Source organism: Nocardia goodfellowii, from assembly GCF_017875645.1.
GTDB lineage: Bacteria > Actinomycetota > Actinomycetes > Mycobacteriales > Mycobacteriaceae > Nocardia > Nocardia goodfellowii.
In genome coordinates this window covers 6121780-6140800 of record NZ_JAGGMR010000001.1, presented here as the reverse complement: position 1 = coordinate 6140800, position 19021 = coordinate 6121780, and the positions used below count along the sequence as shown (strand labels likewise).

Sequence of the window (19021 nt, the reverse complement as noted above, 5' to 3'; positions counted from 1 at the left end):
CTGAATCTACGCGAAGGCACCGACAAGTTTCGGGGCGCGGAAACGTCGACCTATCTGCTCTTTTCTCCTGTCCGACAGGGGGATTCGAGTTGTCGGAGGTTGCTGGTACGGTCCGCGCGGCCGGGCTGCGTGCGCCCCGCCGGGTAACAACGAACACCGGCACGCGACGAGCCGGTGCGCCGATACTGGAGAACTTCGGGCAACTACTGCGCGTCGGCAACCTCCTGCTCGCCCGGCGTGCTATCGAGGACGGATGACCCCGACGCGCTCCTCCTACGATGTCGTGATCGTCGGCGGCGGCCACAACGGCCTCGTCGCCGCCGCCTATCTGGCTCAGGCCGGACGATCGGTGCTGATCCTGGAAAAGGAGCCGGGCACCGGCGGCGCGGCCGTCTCGGCGCGAATGTTCCCCGGCATCGACGCCCGGGTCTCGCGATACTCGTATCTGGTGAGTCTGCTTCCGCCCCAGATCATTCGGGACCTGGGCCTGCGCTTCGAGGTGCGCAGGCGGCGGATCTCCTCCTACACGCCGGTCGGCCCGGGTGGCTTGCTGGTCGACACCGGCTCCGCCGAGCGCACCCGGGACAGCTTCGTCCGGCTCACCGGCTCGGACCGGGATTATCAAGCCTGGCAAAGCTTCTACTCCCGCACCGGCCGTTTGGCGGAGCGGGTCTTCCCGACCTTGACCCAGCCGCTGCCCACGCGCGCCGAACTGGCCGATCTCATCGACGACCAGGCCATGTGGGAGGCGATCTTCGAACGGCCGCTCGGGGAAACCATCGAGTCGACCTTCGCCGACGACACCGTGCGCGGCATCGTGCTCACCGACGCGCTGATCGGCACCTTCACCCATGCCCACGATCCGGCCCTGCTGCAGAACCGCTGCTTCCTGTACCACATCATCGGCGGCGGCACGGGCGACTGGGATGTGCCGATCGGCGGAATGGGCGCGCTCACCGACGCGCTGGCCACGGCCGCCCGTACGGCGGGGGCCGACATCGTCACCGGCTGTGCTGTCACCGCGATCGAAACCGACGGCAGCGCAACCGAAGTGCGCCATGAACACGGCGTCACCGGAGCCGGTCATGTTCTGGTGAACGCCTCCCCGTATGAACTGAGTCGCCTGCTCGGCGAGCCGGAGCCCGCGAAACCCGAAGGCGCGCAATTGAAAGTGAACATGGTGCTGCGTCGACTGCCCCGCCTGCGCGATCCCGCGGTAGACCCGCGTGACGCCTTCGCCGGAACATTCCACATCGCCGAGTCCTACACCCAACTGGAGCGGGCCTACCGGGACGCGGCCGCCGGCCGGATGCCCGCGGCCCCGCCGTCGGAAATCTATTGCCACACACTGACCGACCCCACCATCCTGTCCCCGGATGCGGCCGCCGCGGGCCTGCACACCCTCACCCTGTTCGGCTTGCACACCCCGGCCCGGCTGTTCGGCACCGACCCGGCCGCGAACAAGGCCGAGCTGGTGAAAGCAACTCTGGCGCAACTGGATACGGTCCTGGCCGAACCCATCGCCGACTGCCTGGCCGTCGATGCCACCGGCAAACCCTGTCTGGAAGCCAAATCGCCGGTCGATCTGGAACGCGATATCGGCCTGCCTGGCGGCCACATCTTCCACCGTGATCTCGCCTTCCCCTACGCCGCGGAAGATCCCTCCGATCCCGCCGCTCGCTGGGGCGTCGGGACCGGCCGGAAGACCGTCTTCCTCTGTGGCGCGGGCGCGGTGCGCGGCGGCGGCGTCAGCGGAATCGGCGGTCACAATGCCGCCATGGCTGTGCTGGAGTCCTAGTCCGCCGAACACGCTCCGGCGGACCGCCGATCGGCAGTACAGTCACCGCGACGCAATCGTTCCTTTCGTTCAGGAGCCTCCCATGGCGAACAAGCGCAAAGACCTAATTCGCACCGATGTTCCGCATTCGGCCCGGATCTGGAACTACTGGCTGGGAGGTCGCGACAATTACGAGGTCGACCGGGTGGTCGGGGAATCGTCGGTGCAGGGGTACCCGGAGATCAAGACGATGGCGGTCCAGTCCCGGCAGTTCCTGATCCGTTCGGTCGAATACCTGGCGGAACAAGGAGTCAGGCAGTTCATCGATGTCGGCACCGGCCTGCCCACCATGGAGAACACGCACGAGGTCGCGCAGAAGGCGGCGCCCAGCTCCAAAATCGTCTATGTCGACAACGATCCGCTGGTGCTCGCGCACGCGCGGGCGCTACTGGTCAACACCACCGACGAAGGGGTGACGACCTATGTGGAGGGCGATTTCAACGAGCCGGAATCCATCATCGCCGACGCCCGCAACGTGCTGAACTTCAAAGAACCGATCGCCGTGCTGTTCATGGGTGTGCTCGGTCACGCGCCTACCGCGGAAGACGCGCACCGCATCATCCGGACCATGATGGACGCCGTCGTCCCCGGCAGCTATCTCGCGCACAACGACGGCACCGACGACGACGAGGGTTATGTGCGGCTGTGCCACAACTACGCCAAAAGCGGTGGTGTGCCCTATCATCCGCGTCCGAACAAGGTGATCGCCGGTTACTACGAGGGGCTGGAGTTGGTGCCGCCCGGGATCGTCCCGCTCAATTACTGGCGGACCGATGAGGAAGCGAAAGGTATCCGGCCGGGTTCGGTCTGGGGCGGGGTGGGCCGCAAGCCCTGATCCTGCACAGAATCTCCACGCCGGGGCCCGCCGATCCGCACAGCCGCTTCCTAGGGTTTGGCCTATGGACACAGTGCGGGGCGGCGTTGCTCATACCTATGATTTCACGCGATGGACAAGAGAATTCGAAGCGAAGGTCACCGCGCGGGCCGCCGCGGGGGACCCGGATTGGTCCCGGGGCGCTCGGCTCGATCCGGCGATCGTGCGCAGCGTGCAACGTTTCCAAGTCGGGGAGAGCGGTGACGGCGCGAACCTGATCGGAAAGGCGGATCGCGCGGGGGATCCGGAGTATTCGGCCGCGGTGCGGTTGTTCGTCGCGGAGGAACGCAATCACGCGCGCATGCTCGGATTGTTGCTGGAGTCCGCCGGGCAGCCCACCATTTCGGCGCACTGGACCGACGCGGTGTTCGTCCGGTTGCGCCGGGCGCTGGGTCTGCGGCTCGAGCTGATGGTGCTGATGCTGGCGGAAGTGGTTGCGCTGCGGTATTACCGGGCGCTGCGCGACGGTACCGGCGATGCACTGACCACGCAGGTCGCCGGGCTCGTGCTCGCCGACGAACAACGGCATGTGCCGTTTCACTGTCAGCGGTTGCGGGTGGCGTTCGCCGCGAAATCCCGCCCGGCACGGCTTTTCGCCGTAGCGGTGTGGTGGGCGCTGATGGCCGGTGTGACCGTGGTCGTGGCTGTCGATCATGGTCCGGCGCTGCGGCAATTCGGTATCGGCCGGGTGGATTTCGCGCGCGGCGTATTCGCGCTGTTCGCCGCGATCGCGCCCGCGGCAATCCCGCTGCGGTGCCGGCCAGGGGTGCCGGATTAGGAAAACATTCGGTTGCTCGATATTCTCTGGGGTCGCTACCGTTGGTAGCACAGTGTCGATCGAGTGAGCGGGAAAGAGCGAGATGAGTTTTCGGCGGATCGTAGCCGGCGGCGGAACACGCCGGATCGAAGGCAAGTTCTGCTACCGCCTCCGGATCGCCGAGTCGGAAAAGGCGGCTTTCGAGCGTGTTCTGGGCGCACGCCGGAGCAGTTCGCTCCAGTAGCCGTAACACTCGGCGCGGAGAAGCCGAAATCCCGGGTACAGCTCGACCGCAGTGGCGACGGATTCGCCTGCGAGACAGAGAAAGTACCCCATGGATAATCGGCCGCAGCCGAACGCGTCTCAGCGTGCAGCAAAGAAGAAGAATCTCAAGATTTTCGCCGGAATCGGCGGCGGTTTACTTGCTTTCTTATTGCTTCTCGGCGTGATCAGCGGCGGCGACCGCGACAAACCGGCGACTCCCATCGCGCCATTGTCGGTCCCGGTGGCGCCGATCGCCACCCAGGTGCCCACAACCACCGCGTCGAGCACCCCGACGGCCGTGCCGACCACCGTGAACGAAGTTGTGCCACCGCCCACTCCGCCGCCGACGGCCGGCACTCCGGTTGTCCCGCCGGTGGTGACCGTGCCACCGACTGTGCGTGCTCCGATCGTGGTCCCGACTACTGTCGCACCGCCTCCGCCGCCCCCGCCGGTTACCGTGGCTCCGCCCGCCGCCTACTACGCCAACTGCGCTGCGGCCAGAGCCGCCGGGGCGGCTCCGTTGCATCGAGGTGAACCCGGTTACAGCTCGAAGCTGGACCGCGACAATGACGGCGTCGCCTGCGAGTAGTTCGTCAGAAGTGGTGTGCCGCCGGAGCGCCGGATGATCCGCAGCTCCGGCGGCAGCGTGCTCAGTCGCTCCGGCCGCCGATGCGGCGCGTGAGTTCGGTTGCGGTGCAACGGACTTCGGTGGCCAACGCGGACCAGTCGGTGCCGCACGGGGTGTTGTCGCAGTGGTGGCGCAGGGTGACGCTGATGGCGGCGATGGGGTGGTGGGCGTGATCGAAGATGGGGTGCGCTACCGAGGCGAACCCGGGGGTGATGTGTCCGTCCTCGCAGGACCAGCCGCGGCGGCGTTCGGCGGACAGGATCGACCGCAGCGCGGCGAGCGTGGTGGGCCCGCGGTCGGTGCGGTGGACGAACGCGCTCGCGGTGGGGAACAGCGCGCGGACGTGCGCCGCCGGCAGATGCGCGAGGATGGCTCGGCCCGAAGCGGTCAGCTGCGCCGGGAGCCGGACACCGACTTCGGTGACCACCGTTTCCGGCCGGGCAGGGTGTTCCTTGATCAGGTAGAGCAGTTCGTTGCCGTGCAGGACGCCGAGATGCGCGTTGTGACCGACGCGTTCCACGAGTTCGCGCAGTAGCGGCGCCGCCAGTCGTTCCAGCGGATCGTGGCGCAGGTAGGCCGAGCCGAGTTCGAACGCGGCGATGCCGAGGCCGTAGCGTCGCTCGGCCGGCAGATGAGTGACGAAACGGGCCCGTTCCAGTTCCGTGAGCAGGTGGTAGGTGGTGGAGCGCGGCAGGGCGAGCTCGCGGGCGATGGTGGCGGCCGACACCGGGCCGGCGCGGGTCGCCAGTAATCGCAGTACCGCGAGGCCGCGGCGCAGGGCCGGGATATCACCCATGACTTCCTCGCTCTGTCTGAAATACCAGACTGTATCCGGCGTGGCCTCATTCTGCCTGCGCCGTCGCGGTTGTGGAATGGGACCCATGCCGGATATCGCACAGGTCGAATTGGATGGGCCGCTGTCGAGGGAGTGGGTTGTCGCTGTCGCGCGCGGAGCGGCGACGGTGCGTTTGAGCGCGGCCGCGGAGAAGCGGCTGAGCAGTGCGCGCGGGCACGTCGAGGCGCTGGCGGTGAGCGATGTGCCGACCTACGGCGTGTCCACCGGCTTCGGCGCACTCGCCACCCGGCATATCCCGCCGGAGAGCCGGGCCGCTTTGCAGCGGTCGTTGATCCGCTCGCACGCGGCGGGCGCCGGACCGGCGGTGGAACGCGAGGTGGTGCGGGCGCTGATGGTGCTGCGCCTGCGCACCCTCGCCACCGGGCACACCGGAGTGCGGCCGGAAACCGCGCACACGCTCGCCGCACTGCTGAACGCGGGAATCGTGCCGGTGGTCCCGGAGTACGGGTCGCTCGGCTGCTCCGGTGATCTGGCCCCGCTGGCCGCGATCGGACTGGCGCTGATGGGTGAAGGAGAGGTCGTCGACGCAGAGGGCGTACGCCTGCCCGCGTCGGAGGCTTTGCGGGTCGAGGGGATCGAGCCCGTAGTGCTGGCCGAGAAGGAGGGCCTCGCGCTGACCAACGGCACCGACGGCATGCTCGGCATGCTGGTGCTCGCCCTGGACGATCTGCGTCGGCTGCTCGACGTCGCGGATATCACCGCGGCCATGAGTGTCGAGGCGCTGCTCGGCACCGACCGGGTTTTCGCGGCGGACCTGCAAGCGCTGCGCCCGCATCCCGGGCAGGCGCGCTCGGCGGCGCGGATGCGCGCGGCGCTGGCGGATTCGGAGATCGTCGCGAGTCATCGCGGGCCGGACTGCAACCGGGTGCAGGACGCCTACTCCTTGCGCTGCGCACCCCAGGTGCACGGCGCCGCCCGCGATACCGTGCTGCACGCCGAAACTGTCGCCGATCGCGAATTGGCCTCCGCGATCGACAATCCCGTCGTGCTGGCCGACGGCCGTCTGGAATCCAACGGCAACTTCCACGGCGCCCCGGTGGCCTATGTACTGGATTTCCTGGCCATCCCGATCGCCGACGTGGCGAGCATGGCCGAGCGGCGCACCGACCGCATGCTGGATACCGCACGCTCGCACGGACTTCCGGCGTTTCTGGCCGCCGATCCCGGCGTCGACTCCGGGCACATGATCGCCCAGTACACCCAGGCCGGTGTGGTCAGCGAGCTGAAGCGACTTGCCGCGCCCGCTTCGGTGGATTCGATCCCGAGCAGTGCGATGCAGGAGGACCATGTATCGATGGGCTGGTCGGCGGCACGCAAATTGCGCAAAGCGGTAGCCGGGCTCACCACGGTGCTGGCCATCGAATACCTCACGGCCGCACGGGCTCTGGATCTGCGCGCGCCCCTGCGACCGGGCCCGGTGACGGCCGCCGCGCTCGCGCTGTTGCGCACCGAGGTCCCCGGCCCCGGACCGGACCGGCACCTGGCGCCGGAAATCGCCGCCGCCGAACGACTCATCAACTCCGGGGCGCTCGACGACGCCGTCGCCGCGCACCTGCGCATCGACCAGTAGTCCAACCGCCGAGAACGGAGGAACGCATGACTCGAACGGTACGGGCCGCGCGCGGGACGGATCTGATTGCCAAGTCCTGGCAGACCGAAGCGGCGATCCGGATGTTGCACAACAACCTCGACCCGGAGGTGGCCGAGCGACCGCAGGATCTGGTCGTGTACGGCGGCACCGGGAAAGCGGCGCGGGACTGGGCCAGTTTCGACGCGATCACCCGCACGCTGACCACGCTCGACAGCGACGAAACGCTGCTCGTCCAGTCCGGGAAGCCGGTGGGGGTGTTCCGCACCCACGAGTGGGCGCCGCGGGTGCTGATCGCCAATTCGAATCTGGTGGGGGACTGGGCGAACTGGCCGGAGTTCCGCCGCCTCGAAGCGCTCGGGTTGACCATGTACGGGCAGATGACCGCCGGATCCTGGATCTACATCGGCACCCAGGGGATCCTGCAGGGCACCTACGAGACCTTCGCCGCCATCGCCGACAAACGCTTCGGCGGAACGCTTTCCGGCACGCTCACCCTCACGGCGGGTCTCGGCGGCATGGGCGGGGCGCAGCCGCTGGCGGTCACCATGAACGGGGGCATCGCCCTGGTCGTCGAATGCGATCCGGCGCGGGCCCGGCGGCGCGTCGCCGACCGCTACCTCGACGAGATCGCCGACGACTTCGATGACGCGGTCCGGCGGGTGTCAGCGGCGAGGAGCGCGCGAAAAGCCTTGTCGGTCGGCCTGATCGGCAACGCGTGCGAGGTGATCCCGCGACTGCTCGCCGTAGGTCTGGAAGCCGACATCGTCACCGACCAGACCTCCGCACACGACCCGCTGTCCTATCTCCCGCGCGGCGTCGAAGTGGATGATTGGCCGGACTACGCGGCCGCGAAGCCCGACGAATTCACCGACCGCGCCCGCGAATCCATGGCCGACCACGTAGCGGGCATGCTCGGCTTCCTGGACCGTGGCGCCGAAGTCTTCGACTACGGCAACTCGCTGCGCGGTGAAGCGAAACTCGGTGGCTGCGACCGCGCCTTCGACTATCCGGGGTTCGTCCCCGCCTACATCCGCCCCCTCTTCTGCGCGGGCAAAGGCCCCTTCCGGTGGGCCGCCCTTTCCGGCGATCCGGCCGACATCGCCGCCACCGACCGCGCCATGGTGGAGCTGTTCCCGCACAATCAATCCCTGCGCCGCTGGCTCCGTCTCGCGGGCGAACGCGTTGCCTTCCAAGGGCTTCCGGCCCGCATCTGCTGGCTCGGCTACGGCGAACGCCAGGTGGCCGGCCTGCGGTTCAACGAGATGGTCGCCGCCGGGGAGCTCCGTGCCCCCGTGGTGATCGGCCGCGACCACCTCGACTCGGGCAGCGTCGCGTCGCCCTACCGCGAAACCGAGTCCATGGCAGACGGATCCGACGCCATCGCCGACTGGCCGCTCCTCAACGCCCTGCTCAACACCGCCTCCGGCGCCAGCTGGGTGTCGATCCACCACGGTGGCGGCGTCGGCATGGGCCGATCCATCCACGCCGGACAGGTGTGCGTGGCCGACGGCACCGACCTCGCCGCCCAGAAGATCGAGCGGGTGCTCACCAACGACCCGGGCACCGGGGTGATGCGCCATGTGGACGCGGGTTACGAAGATGCGGCCGTGGTCGCGGCGGAGCGCGGGGTGCGCATCCCGATGTGGGAACGTGACTGACGGACCACATCGACCGGCACGGAAACGTTGGTCATCCCCGAACCGCTGGCGCTCGACGAGGCCTCACCGCGGGTTCACTTCGCCGGGAAGCGGAGGATGCGGTCGTCGCCGTCACGGATATCGCCGCGCCCATCGGTATTGGACGTGGTGAGCCACAGAGCGCCGTCGGCGGCCACGGCGACGGTGCGCAGACGGCCATAGCGGTCTTGCAGCAGAGCCGCGGGTTCGCCGAGCTTGCCGTCGGAAATCTTTGCGGTCCACAGCCTCTCGCCACGGAGAGCGGCGACGTACAGGGTGTCGCCCGCAATGGCGATGCCCGAGGGAGACGCGGCGGAGGTGGGCCAGGTCAACAGCGGGTCGGCGTAGCCTCGATCGCCGCCGCCGGCTCCCTCCACCGCGGGCCAGCCGTAGTTACGGCCGGGTTCGATCAGATTGACCTCGTCCAAACGGTTCTGACCGAACTCCGCCGCGAACAATCGCCCCGACCGATCCCACGCCAGCCCTTGCACATTCCGATGCCCCAGGCTGTACACCGGTGACCCGGTCGTGGGATTGCCCGGCGCGGGCTGTCCGTCCGGTGTCAAGCGCAGAATCTTCCCATTGGGACTGCCCGGATCGGGTGAGCGGTCCGTCTGCCCCGCGTCCCCGGTTCCGACGTACAGCATTCCGTCCGGCCCGAATTCGATCCGCCCGCCATTGTGGTTGCCCGCCTTGGCGATTCCGGTGAACACCACCTCCTGCGGCCCGCCCAGCCGGAACCGTACGATCCGATTGTCGTCCGCGCCGGTGAAATACGCGTAGACCCAGCCGGTCGCGGCGTAATCGCGGGCGATCGCCAGCCCGAGCAGCCCGCCCTCGCCTCGTGCGACCACTCCCGAAACCTGATAGACCTGCTCCGGCGCCCGCCCCGCCACCACCCGCAAGACCCGGCCGGTATCCCGCTCCGCCACCAACGCCGCGCCATCGGGCAACAACGCCAACCCCCACGGGACGTCGATGCCGAGCGCGATCTCCTCCGCCGCCCCCAAATCCGGCACGCCGGACGGTGTACTCGTCGCGGTACTGCTGACCGCGGTGCCCGGGTTCGCCTCGCCGGGGTCGGGCTCCCCGCCGCAAGCGGTGAGCGCCGCGCCGATCAGCAGCGCGACCAGTATCGACGCGGAACGCGCTCGGCGTCCCCGGTTCTTCCCGATCCCCATGTCTTGGTCCTTACCCGATCGCCTGGTGCCACCGATCGAAACGAATCCATTTCCATGGTGCCGGATTGCTCGGCACGCGGACCGCTCTCTTTCGATCATGCGCCGAGATGACACCCTTCGTTGTTCGCGTCTACAGCCCGCCGTTGGCGCTGAGCACCGCGAAGGCGGTGTCGGCAGTGGGCCACAGCAGATCGATCTCGATGCGCACAGCCGGGGCCAGGGCGGGATCCTGCAATGCGAGGCCGTTGGTGAAGATGACAACGTTGGCGCCGGCGTCGGCGAGACGCAGGAGCGGGCCGGTGGCTACGCCCGCGCCCAGGACCGCGTCGAGGCCCTCGCCGACGAAATAGAAGCGCCAGAGGGGACCCAGGTCCCCGTGATAGACCTCTTTGGTGGACTCGATGATGAGCGGGCCCTGCTGGGCGATGGCGTCGACGATACGAAAGTAGTCGGGGGCATTCTCGGGTGTACTGCCCACGGCCGCAACCGAATAGGAGAGGTCGACGGTGAGGTGCGCGTTGTAGCCCGCCATGGCGACCCGGGCGGCGGAGAGCTCGCAGCGGCGGGTCAACGCGAAGTAGTGGGCCCAGTGCGGCTCCGCCGGAGCGCCGGTGAATTCGGCGTGCAGATTGTCGAGGAAGCGGGAGAGCAACTCGAGGCTGATGCGGTGTGCCCATTCGGGATCGGCGAATGCTGCCGGGTCGCGCTGCAGGGGCATCACGGCGGCGTATTCGACACCGTTGAGCCCGAGCGCCAGTAGCCCGCGACGATCCCGGTGCCGCACCAGGATTTCGGTGATCTGCCGATGGTTGTCGACCGCACGTTCCAGGCGCTCCATCGATGAGCCGCGCAAAGTGCTTGTGTCGGACAGCCGTTCGATCGAGGAAAGCTCGTCCTGACTCAGCGGCGTCCCGCAGACCGTGTCGGAAACGACCGCGCTCGCGGCAGGCGCGGCCAATCCCGCCACGGACAGGACCACGGTCGATACCGCGATCAGCACAGCGTTGCGCGCACCAGCGATCGTCATGACAACTCCGTGTTCGTCAGCTCCTCGGCCGCTGCCGAGAGATCCGGGACGGACAACATCGTCCGGCTGGCAATCACCCACCCCTCGGTCGCGACGGCGCGGAAGCGAGGGACGAGGCAGCGCAAGCGTATCCGAGATCACGGGTCGCGCGGCGCGACAGGCCGCCTGCTATAACGCAATCGGGTTCAGCGTAGGTAAGTCCGGCCCGAGCACCCGCTTTCGGCGACGGCCCCCGGGACGCCGGCCAAGGCGTTTCGACCTCCGGGAACTCGCGCGCCGGCCCGGCGTACAGCCAGGCCGCGTCGGGCGTCCGAAGCGAGCGACCGCAGCGAATCGGGGGGATGGCTAAGACTTGCGGAGCACGCCCGCGATGGTGCCGCCGAACACCCCGGGCGTGCTGTAGGACAGCGAGCCGTCCGGCTGCAGTTCGACCGTGGAGGGTTTGCCGTCGTCGACGCATCCGCCCGCGGTGTCGGCGGCGAGGCGGGCGCGGAAGGTCAGTTGGCTGTCGGTGGCGTTGGTGAGGGTTTCGATTCGGCTACAGCGGTGGCGGAGCAGTTGACCGGTATTGGCCGAGGTAGCGACTTCCTGGCCGACCTTGCCCTCCTTGATGGTCAGCTCGATGTCGAAGCCGACCAACCCGTCCTGCGCCGTCCCCTTCCATTGTCCGACAAAGGCTTCCGGTACGGATTCGCCCGAGGCGGCCGTGGTGGTGGCCGCTGTGGCGGAGGTGGGGGCGCGCTGGGTGGTGGTGTTCGCTGTGTCGGTGGGGGAGGTGGACGTGGCGGCCGCGCCGGAGTTGTCGTCGCGGAGCTGGTTGCCGACGACAAAGGCGCCGGCCGCGACCAGGATGGCGACGAGGAGTCCGGCGATGAGTGCGCCGCGGCGTTTCGGCTTCGGGGGCTCGGGTTGCCAGTGGTTGCGGGAGCCGGTCTGCTGGTGGGACAACTGCGTCGGGTCGGTGCGCCCCGGATATCCGTGCGGCGCATAGTGTTCCACCGCCGGGGCGGTGCCGGGCCAGGACTGGCCGGGTGGCGGGGTGTGCTGACCGGACCACTGGCCCGCGCCTGCGGGCGGGGTGTGATCCGGTATCGGATCGGAGTGACCGGAGTCCAGATCGAGCAGCTGTACCGCGCGAGTGCTCACCTCGTGCAGCACCGGTCCGGGCAGCCAGCCGCCGCCCGCGGGCACCCCGAGTTGGGGCAGTTCGTCCATAATCTGCTGCGGGGTCGGGCGCGCGGCGGGATCCTTGGCCAGGCATGCGGCGACCAGTGCACGCAGCCGTTCCGGCACGGCCTCCAGCCGCGGTTCCTCGTACACCACCCGCCACAGCATCTGCACGGTGTCACCGCTGCCGAACGGCCCCTGTCCACTGGCCGCGTACACCAGCACACCGCCGAGCGCGAACACATCGCTGGCCGGCACCACCGCTTCCCCGGTGACCTGCTCCGGGCACATGAATCCCGGTGAGCCGATGACCTTTCCGGTGGTGGTGAGCGCGGTGTCCTCCACGGCGCGCGCGATACCGAAGTCGATCACCTTCGGACCGTCCACGGCCAGCAGCACATTCGACGGCTTCAAGTCCCGATGCACCACGCCCGCGCTGTGCACGGCGACCAGCGCTTCGGCCAATCCGCGCGCGAGCACCAGCAACGTGTCTTCGGTGAAGGTGCCGAATCGCTGGATCGCGTCATCGAGCGGGAGCCCCGCGACATAGCCGGTGGCCAGCCAGGGCGGGTTCGCGTTGACGTCGGCGTCGAGCACCGGAGCGGTGAATCGTCCGCCGACGCGCTTCGCGGCGGTCACCTCACGCTCGAACCGGGTGCGGAATTCTCCGTTGCCGACCAGATCGGGCCGGATGACCTTGACGGCGACGGTGCGCCCACCCGCGTTGCGGCCGAGATAGACCTTGCCCATACCGCCGGCTCCGAGGACGCCGAGAATCCGGTAGTCCCCGATCCGTCGCGGATCGTTCACGCCAAGCGGTTGCACAGGCGACAGGCTACCTACCTACGGCTGCCACGTGATGCGGCCGCCCTGGAAGTCCTGGGCTTTGCCGTCCTCGTAGTCGTATTCGTCGCTGGTGGGATAGCCGTAGCGGCCGCTTTCGCCGCCGGCTCGGACCCAGTTGTCGCGAATCGAGCCCCAGACCGCGTGCGCGCCGGTGGTGGGCGCCCAATAGATGGCTCCACCTGGGAAGAGGTTGTAGCGTCCCCCCTTGGGGCCGGCGGCTTCGTCGGTGAGCGGGAACCCGAGCGGCCCGTTCTCCCAGCCCAGCTGTCCCCATTTGTCGCGGATGAATCCACCGATCTGGTGTGCGTCGGTGCCGACGGAGTAGTAGATGGAACCGCCCTGGAACTGGACGAACAGGCCATTTCCGGCGGGGGTCTGCGCTTCGCTGGTCACCGGGTAGCGCAATGCGCCGCTCTCGTAGCCGAGCGCGCCCCACTTGTTGCGAATCGGGCCCGAGACGACGTGCGCGCCGGTGTCGGCGGTCCAGTAGATGGCGGCGTTGTTGGTGAAGGTCTGGAACTTGCCGCCGTTCGCCGCGTCCGCTTCCGGCGCGGTGGGCTCGCCGAGCGCCGCCGTGCCACCCGCTCGGTCGTATTCCGTCTCGATCGCACCGCCCACGTCGAAGGGCCCGACGGGGCGGGCGCCGGCGGTCGCCGCGCACACGGTCAGGGCGAGGCCCGAGGCGACGATGGCGGTGGCCACGGCGCCGGGCTTGCGCGAACCGGCAGGACGGTTGGTGCGGCGGAACGGTCTCAAGAGAACTCCTGGGCGGGTAGTACTCGGATAGCCAGTGGATTGCTGTCTGTTCGGACATCCTGCGCGGACGTCGCGCAGGGCAACACGGCGGGGGCTTTAGTTGTGAACTGGCGCACAGCGACATCGATGTGCGCGACCACCTGCTGAATCGGCGACCATCGGCGGATCGTTAGCAATCCGGCGGCACGACCCGCTCGCGCACCGGAATCACCGGGCGCACGAGCGGGTTCGGCACTCAGAGCTGCGACTGTACCTTCGCCGAGATCAATTCCAGGTGGTCGAGATCCTGCAGATCCAGCACCTGCAGGTAGAGGCGCGAACTACCGATCTCGGCGTAGCGCCCGATCTTGTCGACGACCTCGGCGGGCGAACCGGCCAGGCCATTGGTCTTCAGTTCCGCCACCTCCCGGCCGATCGCGGCAGCCCGCCGGGCCACCTCGGCGTCATTGTCGCCGACACAGACGACCAGCGCGTTGGAGTACACCAGCTCATCGGTGCGCCCGTGGGCCGCGGCGGCCGCGCGCACCCGGTCGAAGCTGCGGGCACTGTCCTCGACCGAGTGGAACGGCACGTTGAACTCGCTCGCGTACCGCGCGGCCAGCCGTGGCGTGCGCTTGGGCCCGGTGCCGCCGATGATCACCGGCACCGGATTCTGCACCGGCTTGGGCAGGGCTGGCGAATCCTTCAGCTGATAATGCTCGCCGTCGAAGTCGAACTTGGCACCCACCTCGGTCGCCCACAACCCGGTGACGATCGCCAGCTGCTCTTCGAACCGCGCGAACTTGTCCGCCGGGAAGGGGATTCCGTAGGCGGCGTGCTCACTGGCGAACCATCCGCTGCCCAGCCCCAATTCGATACGGCCGCCCGACATCTGATCTACCTGGGCCACTTGAATCGCCAACGGTCCGGGCAGCCGGAAGGTAGCGGCGGTGACCAGCGTGCCCAACCGGATCCGCTCGGTCTCGCGCGCCAGCCCGGCCAGCGTGATCCAGGCGTCGGTCGGGCCGGGCAGCCCATCGGAGTCACCCATGGCCAGGTAGTGGTCGGACCGGAAGAATGCGTCGAACCCCAAGTCCTCGGTAGCTTTCGCGACGGCCAGCAGCGTGTCGTAGTCCGCACCCTGCTGCGGCTCGGTGAAGATGCGCAGTTTCATGGCATCCATCGTGCCCGAGGGAAATACCCGGCGTCCGCCCGGGACTTATGCCGCCCGCAGGCGCTCGTGGATTCGGGCGAGGGCATCGCGGACGTAGGACCGCGCGGCGTCCTGCGACGAACCCATGATCCGGGCGACTTCGGCATAGCCGCTGTCCTCGTAGCCGCGCAGCACCACGGCCTCACGTTCGCGTTGCGGAATCGTCTCCAGCGCCGCGATCACCATGTGCCGCACGGTGATCGTGTCGTCGAACGAGACGCCCACCCGGTCGGCGAGCATGGCGATGTGTTCGTCACCGGCTGGTTCGAGGCGGTCGGCGGTGTGGTGGTGCGAGGTGTCGCGGACCAGTTTCTCGGTGGCATGCCACAGGTATGCGCGCATCTCCCCGGGATCGGTGATATCCGGGCGACGGGCATAGACCCGCATGAACGCGGTGCGTACGACGCCCTCCGCGCTGCCCGCTGGGGTGAGCTCGCCGGCGGCCCAGTCGATCATCTCCCGGCGGGTGGATTCGTAGGCATCGGTGAGGATCTCGTCGAAGGGGTCGGGCCCGGCGGCGCCGGCGCGGGCGATCCGGACCAGCGCGCTACCGGAACGGGCGGCGTCCAGCAGCAGCAGCGGTTCCAGCGCGCATTCCCGCAGCACCGCACCGAGCAGTGCTTCGACGGCGGCTTCGGACAGCACTCGTCCATTATCCGGTTGCATGGAGTCACCCCTGTACACACGATCCTGCCTAGCAATTTACGCAGGCCGGGCCCCCGCTACGCAACGAACGCGGGCTCGGTTCGCGGGTCAGGGGTTGAGCCAGGACGGGGCCGGGCAGTCGCCGGAGACCACCGGGATGCAGACGCCGGTGGCGTCGGACAGTAGAAAACCGGTACCGGCGACCAGGCAGACGACGGCGACGGCGGCGAAGAACAAGACCCAGAGCAGACCCGGCAGATGGGTGAGACGGGCGAGCTGGTCGGCGTCGGAGTCGACGCCGCCGGGGTTGCGCCAGCGTTGGCGGCGACCGCGCTGTAGCTCCAGGACCGGGCGGGTGCCCGCCAGGAGCAGGAACCACGCGCCGAGATAGGCGAAGGCGGCCTGCAGGGTGTCGGTGCCGAACCAGGACACCGCGAAAATCAGCGCACCCAAACCGAATACCGTGATCAGACCATAGATGTTGCGGACCTTGATGAGGACCGCGGCGAGCAGGACGATAGCGGTCCACAGCATGAGGGTGATGCGGTCGGCGCCGAGCAGGGCCGCGAAACCGAGACCCAGCAGCGGCGGCGCGGGGTAACCGGCCATCGCGGTGACGATCATGCCGAATCCGTACGGTTTGCCGCTGGACACGGTCAGCCCCGACGTGTCCGAATGCAAAGTGATGCTGTTCAAACGGCGACCGGTGAGCAGGGCGAACAGCGCGTGCCCGCCTTCGTGTGCGATGGTCACCACGTTGCGGGTCATCCGCCACACCGGGGAGTAGGCGACGAGCACCAGCGCGATCAGGCCGGTGATCACCACCAGTTGCCATGGCGGCGGCAGCTGTGTCGTCTGGAGCCGATCGGCAATAGACGCGCCTCGGTCGATCAATTCCGCACTATCCACCGCCGCACCCTATCGGCGCGCCCGGGGACCGTCCACTAGAGCGGCCGGGCGACTCCGGTGGCGGCGGAGTCGCGCGCGGATTCGAGGATGCGCAGCGCGGTCACGGCATCGCGCGGGTCCACGGGGACGGGCGCGCCGTCCAGCAACGCGTCCGCCATCGCGGTGTAGAAGGCGGGATAGTCGCCCGCTCGGGTCGGATACGGCTCCAGGTCGGGGTCCGCGCCGAGCATGCCCCAGGCATCGGATTCCACTGCACCCCAAGGTCCTTCGCCGGGGCGCCGGCCCGCGCGCAAGGCCGCCTCCTGCGGGTCCAATCCGTAGGTGACATAGCCGGATTCCGAGCCGAGCACGCGAAAGCGTGGCCCGAGCTGGGGTGTCACCGCGCTCATCCACAGGTGCGAGCGGACCCCGGAGTCGTGGGTGAGCGCGAGAAACGCGTCGTCATCGGTTCGGATGCCGTCGCGGCGGCGGTCCAGTTCGCAATACACCTCGCGGACCGGGCCGAACAAGGTGAGCGCCTGGTCGACGAGGTGCGGGCCCAGATCGAGCAGGATGCCCGCGCCGTCCGCCGCGTCACCGACTTCACGCCAGCCACCCTTGGGCACGGGACGCCAGCGCTCGAAACGGGACTCGAACCGGCGCACCGCGCCGAGCCTTCCGGTGTCGATCAGTTCCCGCACGGTCAGGAAATCGCCGTCCCAGCGCCGGTTCTGGAAGACGGACAGCAGCACCCCGCGCTGTTGAGCCTGTGCCACAAGGGCTTCCGCGTCGGCCGCGGTGACCGCGAACGGTTTGTCCACCACCACAGGCACTCCCGCCGTTAAGGCACGGTGCGCGAGGGGGGCGTGCGTGCGGTTCGGCGTAGCGATCACCACCAGATCGATACCGGACAGGTCGGCGAAGAGCGCGTCGGCGTCGGGGAACACGCGGACCCCGGGGTGCTCCCGCTCGGCCTGCGCGGCCCGCTCCGCCGATCCGGTGACCACCGCGGCCACCCGCAGTCGCGGCTCGGCGGCGATCAACGGTGCGTGGAACACCGATCCCGCCAGCCCGTATCCGATCACGGCGACCTCGAGACTAGTCATGAACCCGACGTTACCGCCGTGGGCACCGAATTCCGTGACGCCCGGGCTGGTGCTACCGGAGAACGACCCGCGATGGGCCGTTGGTATGACGACGCCGGGCGGCTGCCGCCCATAGCGTGGAGTCATGAACCCGAAGTCCAGGCCCTGGCCCCGGCGGATCGGCCGGTTCGCGTTGCGCGCCGGAATCGGCCTGCTGGTACTCGGCGTGGCTGCCGCGGCCGCGCTCGGCATCGGGGCCTGGCGGTGGGCTCGCCAGGACGACGCCAAGGCGGCCATGACGACCACCGGCCGTTACGACAGTTCCCTGGAATCACTGCGCCGGCATCCGCTGCCCGCCTGGTTCCAGGACGCGAAGTTCGGGATCATGCTGCACTGGGGCCCGTACTCGGTGCCGGGCTTCGCTCCGACCGGCCGGACCTTCACCGAGACCGTGGTCCAGGACTACGACCACGCTCTCACCCGCAGCCCCTACGCCGAGGACTACGCCAACCAGATCAAGGATCCGGATTCACCGACCGCGGCCTACCATCGCGCCACCTACGGCGCGGCTACCTATGCGGACATCGCCCGGAAGTTCGAGGCCGAACTGGCCGACTGGGATCCCGATGCCTGGGCGGAGAAGTTCCGCTCCGCCGGCGCCTCCTATGTCGTACTCACCGCGAAATACGCTGACGGATATGCTCTTTGGCCGTCAGCCGTGCCCAACCCGCACGCCCCGGACTTCCATTCCCAGCGTGACCTGGTGGGTGAGCTGGCGGCCGCCGTGCGCGCCCGCGGCATGAAATTCGGTCTCTACTACTCCGGCGGGGTCGACTGGACCTTCCAGCCGCGGGTGGTGAACACGTTGGGGGACTACATCTATCTGCCCTACGGAGCCGACTACGGTGACTACGCCGAGGCCCAGGTGCGCGAGTTGATCGACCGATACCGGCCCGACATCCTCTGGAACGACATCGGCTGGCCCACCGGTCAGCAGCGGCTGAACGCGCTGTTCGCCGACTACTACAACACCGTTCCCGAAGGCGTGGTCAACGACCGGTGGCAGACCGCGTCGTTCTGGCAGGCGCTGATGGGCCGGCAACCGCTGCGCTGGGGGTTCGACCGGGTCATGAAGTGGGCGCTGTCCCAGCCCGGCGGTGCCGAGCGGATCACCACACCACCGTCCGTGCCGCACAGCGACTTCCGGACCCCGGAGTACACCGGCTTCGATGTCGTGCAGGAGAAGTTCTGGCAGCAGGACCGCGGCATCGGCGGCTCCTTCGGCTACAACCGCCGGGAGACCGACGCCGATTACGCGCCACCCGAGGAGTTGCTCACGAGCCTCGTCGAGGCGAGCGCGAACAATGGTGCGCTGCTACTCAATGCGGGCCCGAGCGGGGGAGCGGGCGTTATCGTGGCCGAACAGCAGTCCCGGCTGGACGCGATCGGCGCGTGGTTGCGGATCAACCGGGAAGCGGTGGACGGTACCCGCCCGTGGACGACCTCCACGGCGACCACCACCGACGGCACCCGAGTCCTCTTCACGCGCAAGGGCTCCGCTACCTACGCCATCGTGCTCGGTCGCCCGACGGGCCCGGTCACCCTGAAAGGCCTTGTCCTCCAAGGGGAAGCGACGTTGCTGGGTGCAGCGGGACCGGTGACGGTGCGCCCGGAAGGTGCCGACACCGTGCTCGCCGCACCGTTCCCGGGCACGTTCGCCCCGGTCGTGAAGATCACCGCGAATTGACATG

The 19021-nt window shown here is 68.6% G+C and carries 18 protein-coding genes; 8 read left to right on the top strand and 10 right to left on the bottom strand.

Going from position 1 to position 19021, the window contains the following annotated elements; all coding sequences use genetic code 11:
- The first annotated feature begins 89 nt into the window (after positions 1-89).
- From BJ987_RS28395 to BJ987_RS28380, 4 genes are all read left to right on the top strand, one after another.
- The gene (locus tag BJ987_RS28395) at positions 90-257 is read left to right on the top strand and encodes a hypothetical protein (RefSeq protein ID WP_209895929.1); all 168 of its coding nucleotides are present in this window, start codon (positions 90-92) and stop codon (positions 255-257) included.
- Entirely contained in the window at positions 254-1798 is a 1545-nt protein-coding gene (locus BJ987_RS28390; RefSeq protein WP_209895927.1) for a phytoene desaturase family protein, read from the top strand. The genes BJ987_RS28395 and BJ987_RS28390 overlap by 4 nt, the downstream gene beginning before the upstream one ends.
- A gap of 82 nt (positions 1799-1880) precedes the next feature.
- Complete coding sequence (locus BJ987_RS28385) at positions 1881-2672, top strand: SAM-dependent methyltransferase (protein WP_209895925.1); 792 nt, start codon at positions 1881-1883, stop codon at positions 2670-2672.
- Between the two features lie 64 nt (positions 2673-2736).
- On the top strand, positions 2737-3489 hold the full coding sequence (locus BJ987_RS28380) for a ferritin-like domain-containing protein (RefSeq protein WP_209895923.1): 753 nt from the start codon (positions 2737-2739) through the stop codon (positions 3487-3489).
- A 342-nt stretch (positions 3490-3831) separates the two neighbouring features.
- Here the strand turns inward: BJ987_RS28380 and BJ987_RS38090 are convergent, their stop codons facing one another.
- Positions 3832-4041, bottom strand: a complete 210-nt coding sequence (locus BJ987_RS38090; protein WP_209899755.1) for a hypothetical protein — start codon at positions 4039-4041, stop codon at positions 3832-3834.
- Between BJ987_RS38090 and BJ987_RS37500 the strand changes: the two genes are divergently transcribed.
- Complete coding sequence (locus BJ987_RS37500) at positions 3974-4321, top strand: excalibur calcium-binding domain-containing protein (RefSeq protein WP_307869914.1); 348 nt, start codon at positions 3974-3976, stop codon at positions 4319-4321. The two genes, BJ987_RS38090 and BJ987_RS37500, sit on opposite strands and share 68 nt — an antisense overlap.
- A 61-nt stretch (positions 4322-4382) precedes the next feature.
- Here the strand turns inward: BJ987_RS37500 and BJ987_RS28365 are convergent, their stop codons facing one another.
- Complete coding sequence (locus BJ987_RS28365; protein ID WP_209895921.1) at positions 4383-5156, bottom strand: IclR family transcriptional regulator; 774 nt, start codon at positions 5154-5156, stop codon at positions 4383-4385.
- An 85-nt stretch (positions 5157-5241) separates the two neighbouring features.
- On the opposite strand from BJ987_RS28365, the gene hutH reads away from it, so the two are divergent.
- A complete protein-coding gene (gene hutH, locus BJ987_RS28360) occupies positions 5242-6786 on the top strand; it encodes a histidine ammonia-lyase (protein ID WP_209895919.1) in 1545 nt (514 codons plus the stop codon).
- 26 nt (positions 6787-6812) lie between these two features.
- Entirely contained in the window at positions 6813-8465 is a 1653-nt protein-coding gene (gene hutU / locus BJ987_RS28355) for a urocanate hydratase (RefSeq protein ID WP_209895917.1), read from the top strand.
- A 74-nt stretch (positions 8466-8539) separates the two neighbouring features.
- Here the strand turns inward: hutU and BJ987_RS28350 are convergent, their stop codons facing one another.
- From BJ987_RS28350 to BJ987_RS28315, 8 genes are all read right to left on the bottom strand, one after another.
- Positions 8540-9664, bottom strand: a complete 1125-nt coding sequence (locus BJ987_RS28350; RefSeq protein WP_209895915.1) for a PQQ-dependent sugar dehydrogenase — start codon at positions 9662-9664, stop codon at positions 8540-8542.
- A gap of 130 nt (positions 9665-9794) precedes the next feature.
- Positions 9795-10691, bottom strand: coding sequence for a DUF5995 family protein (locus BJ987_RS28345; RefSeq protein ID WP_209895913.1), 897 nt, complete (start codon positions 10689-10691; stop codon positions 9795-9797).
- A 345-nt stretch (positions 10692-11036) separates the two neighbouring features.
- Positions 11037-12683 (bottom strand): serine/threonine-protein kinase, encoded by a 1647-nt coding sequence (locus BJ987_RS28340; protein WP_209895911.1) that lies wholly within the window; start codon positions 12681-12683, stop codon positions 11037-11039.
- 18 nt (positions 12684-12701) lie between these two features.
- The gene (locus tag BJ987_RS28335; protein ID WP_245366168.1) at positions 12702-13460 is read right to left on the bottom strand and encodes an LGFP repeat-containing protein; all 759 of its coding nucleotides are present in this window, start codon (positions 13458-13460) and stop codon (positions 12702-12704) included.
- Positions 13461-13695: 235 nt separating this feature from the next.
- Positions 13696-14613: an LLM class F420-dependent oxidoreductase gene (locus tag BJ987_RS28330; RefSeq protein ID WP_209895910.1), complete on the bottom strand. Its 918-nt coding sequence runs from the start codon at positions 14611-14613 to the stop codon at positions 13696-13698.
- A gap of 45 nt (positions 14614-14658) precedes the next feature.
- Positions 14659-15318, bottom strand: coding sequence for an RNA polymerase sigma factor (locus BJ987_RS28325; RefSeq protein ID WP_209895909.1), 660 nt, complete (start codon positions 15316-15318; stop codon positions 14659-14661).
- 87 nt (positions 15319-15405) lie between these two features.
- Positions 15406-16206 (bottom strand): M50 family metallopeptidase, encoded by an 801-nt coding sequence (locus tag BJ987_RS28320; RefSeq protein WP_209895908.1) that lies wholly within the window; start codon positions 16204-16206, stop codon positions 15406-15408.
- Positions 16207-16241: 35 nt separating this feature from the next.
- On the bottom strand, positions 16242-17291 hold the full coding sequence (locus tag BJ987_RS28315) for a Gfo/Idh/MocA family protein (protein WP_209895907.1): 1050 nt from the start codon (positions 17289-17291) through the stop codon (positions 16242-16244).
- Positions 17292-17415: 124 nt separating this feature from the next.
- On the opposite strand from BJ987_RS28315, the gene BJ987_RS28310 reads away from it, so the two are divergent.
- Positions 17416-19017 carry an alpha-L-fucosidase gene (locus tag BJ987_RS28310; RefSeq protein WP_209895906.1) on the top strand — a complete coding sequence of 534 codons (1602 nt, stop codon included), beginning with the start codon at positions 17416-17418 and terminating at the stop codon, positions 19015-19017.
- Positions 19018-19021: the final 4 nt, after the last annotated feature.

Bases quoted from the DNA above. Each gene is read 5' to 3' on its own strand.
- BJ987_RS28365 (WP_209895921.1), bottom strand. From the start codon at position 5,156: ATGGGTGATATCCCGGCCCTGCGCCGCGGCCTCGCGGTACTGCGATTA.
- BJ987_RS28350 (WP_209895915.1), bottom strand. From the start codon at position 9,664: ATGGGGATCGGGAAGAACCGGGGACGCCGAGCGCGTTCCGCGTCGATA.
- hutU (WP_209895917.1), top strand. From the start codon at position 6,813: ATGACTCGAACGGTACGGGCCGCGCGCGGGACGGATCTGATTGCCAAG.
- BJ987_RS28330 (WP_209895910.1), bottom strand. From the start codon at position 14,613: ATGAAACTGCGCATCTTCACCGAGCCGCAGCAGGGTGCGGACTACGAC.
- hutH (WP_209895919.1), top strand. From the start codon at position 5,242: ATGCCGGATATCGCACAGGTCGAATTGGATGGGCCGCTGTCGAGGGAG.
- BJ987_RS28385 (WP_209895925.1), top strand. From the start codon at position 1,881: ATGGCGAACAAGCGCAAAGACCTAATTCGCACCGATGTTCCGCATTCG.
- BJ987_RS28325 (WP_209895909.1), bottom strand. From the start codon at position 15,318: ATGCAACCGGATAATGGACGAGTGCTGTCCGAAGCCGCCGTCGAAGCA.
- BJ987_RS28390 (WP_209895927.1), top strand. From the start codon at position 254: ATGACCCCGACGCGCTCCTCCTACGATGTCGTGATCGTCGGCGGCGGC.
- BJ987_RS28310 (WP_209895906.1), top strand. From the start codon at position 17,416: ATGAACCCGAAGTCCAGGCCCTGGCCCCGGCGGATCGGCCGGTTCGCG.
- BJ987_RS28315 (WP_209895907.1), bottom strand. From the start codon at position 17,291: ATGACTAGTCTCGAGGTCGCCGTGATCGGATACGGGCTGGCGGGATCG.
- BJ987_RS28380 (WP_209895923.1), top strand. From the start codon at position 2,737: ATGGACACAGTGCGGGGCGGCGTTGCTCATACCTATGATTTCACGCGA.
- BJ987_RS28345 (WP_209895913.1), bottom strand. From the start codon at position 10,691: ATGACGATCGCTGGTGCGCGCAACGCTGTGCTGATCGCGGTATCGACC.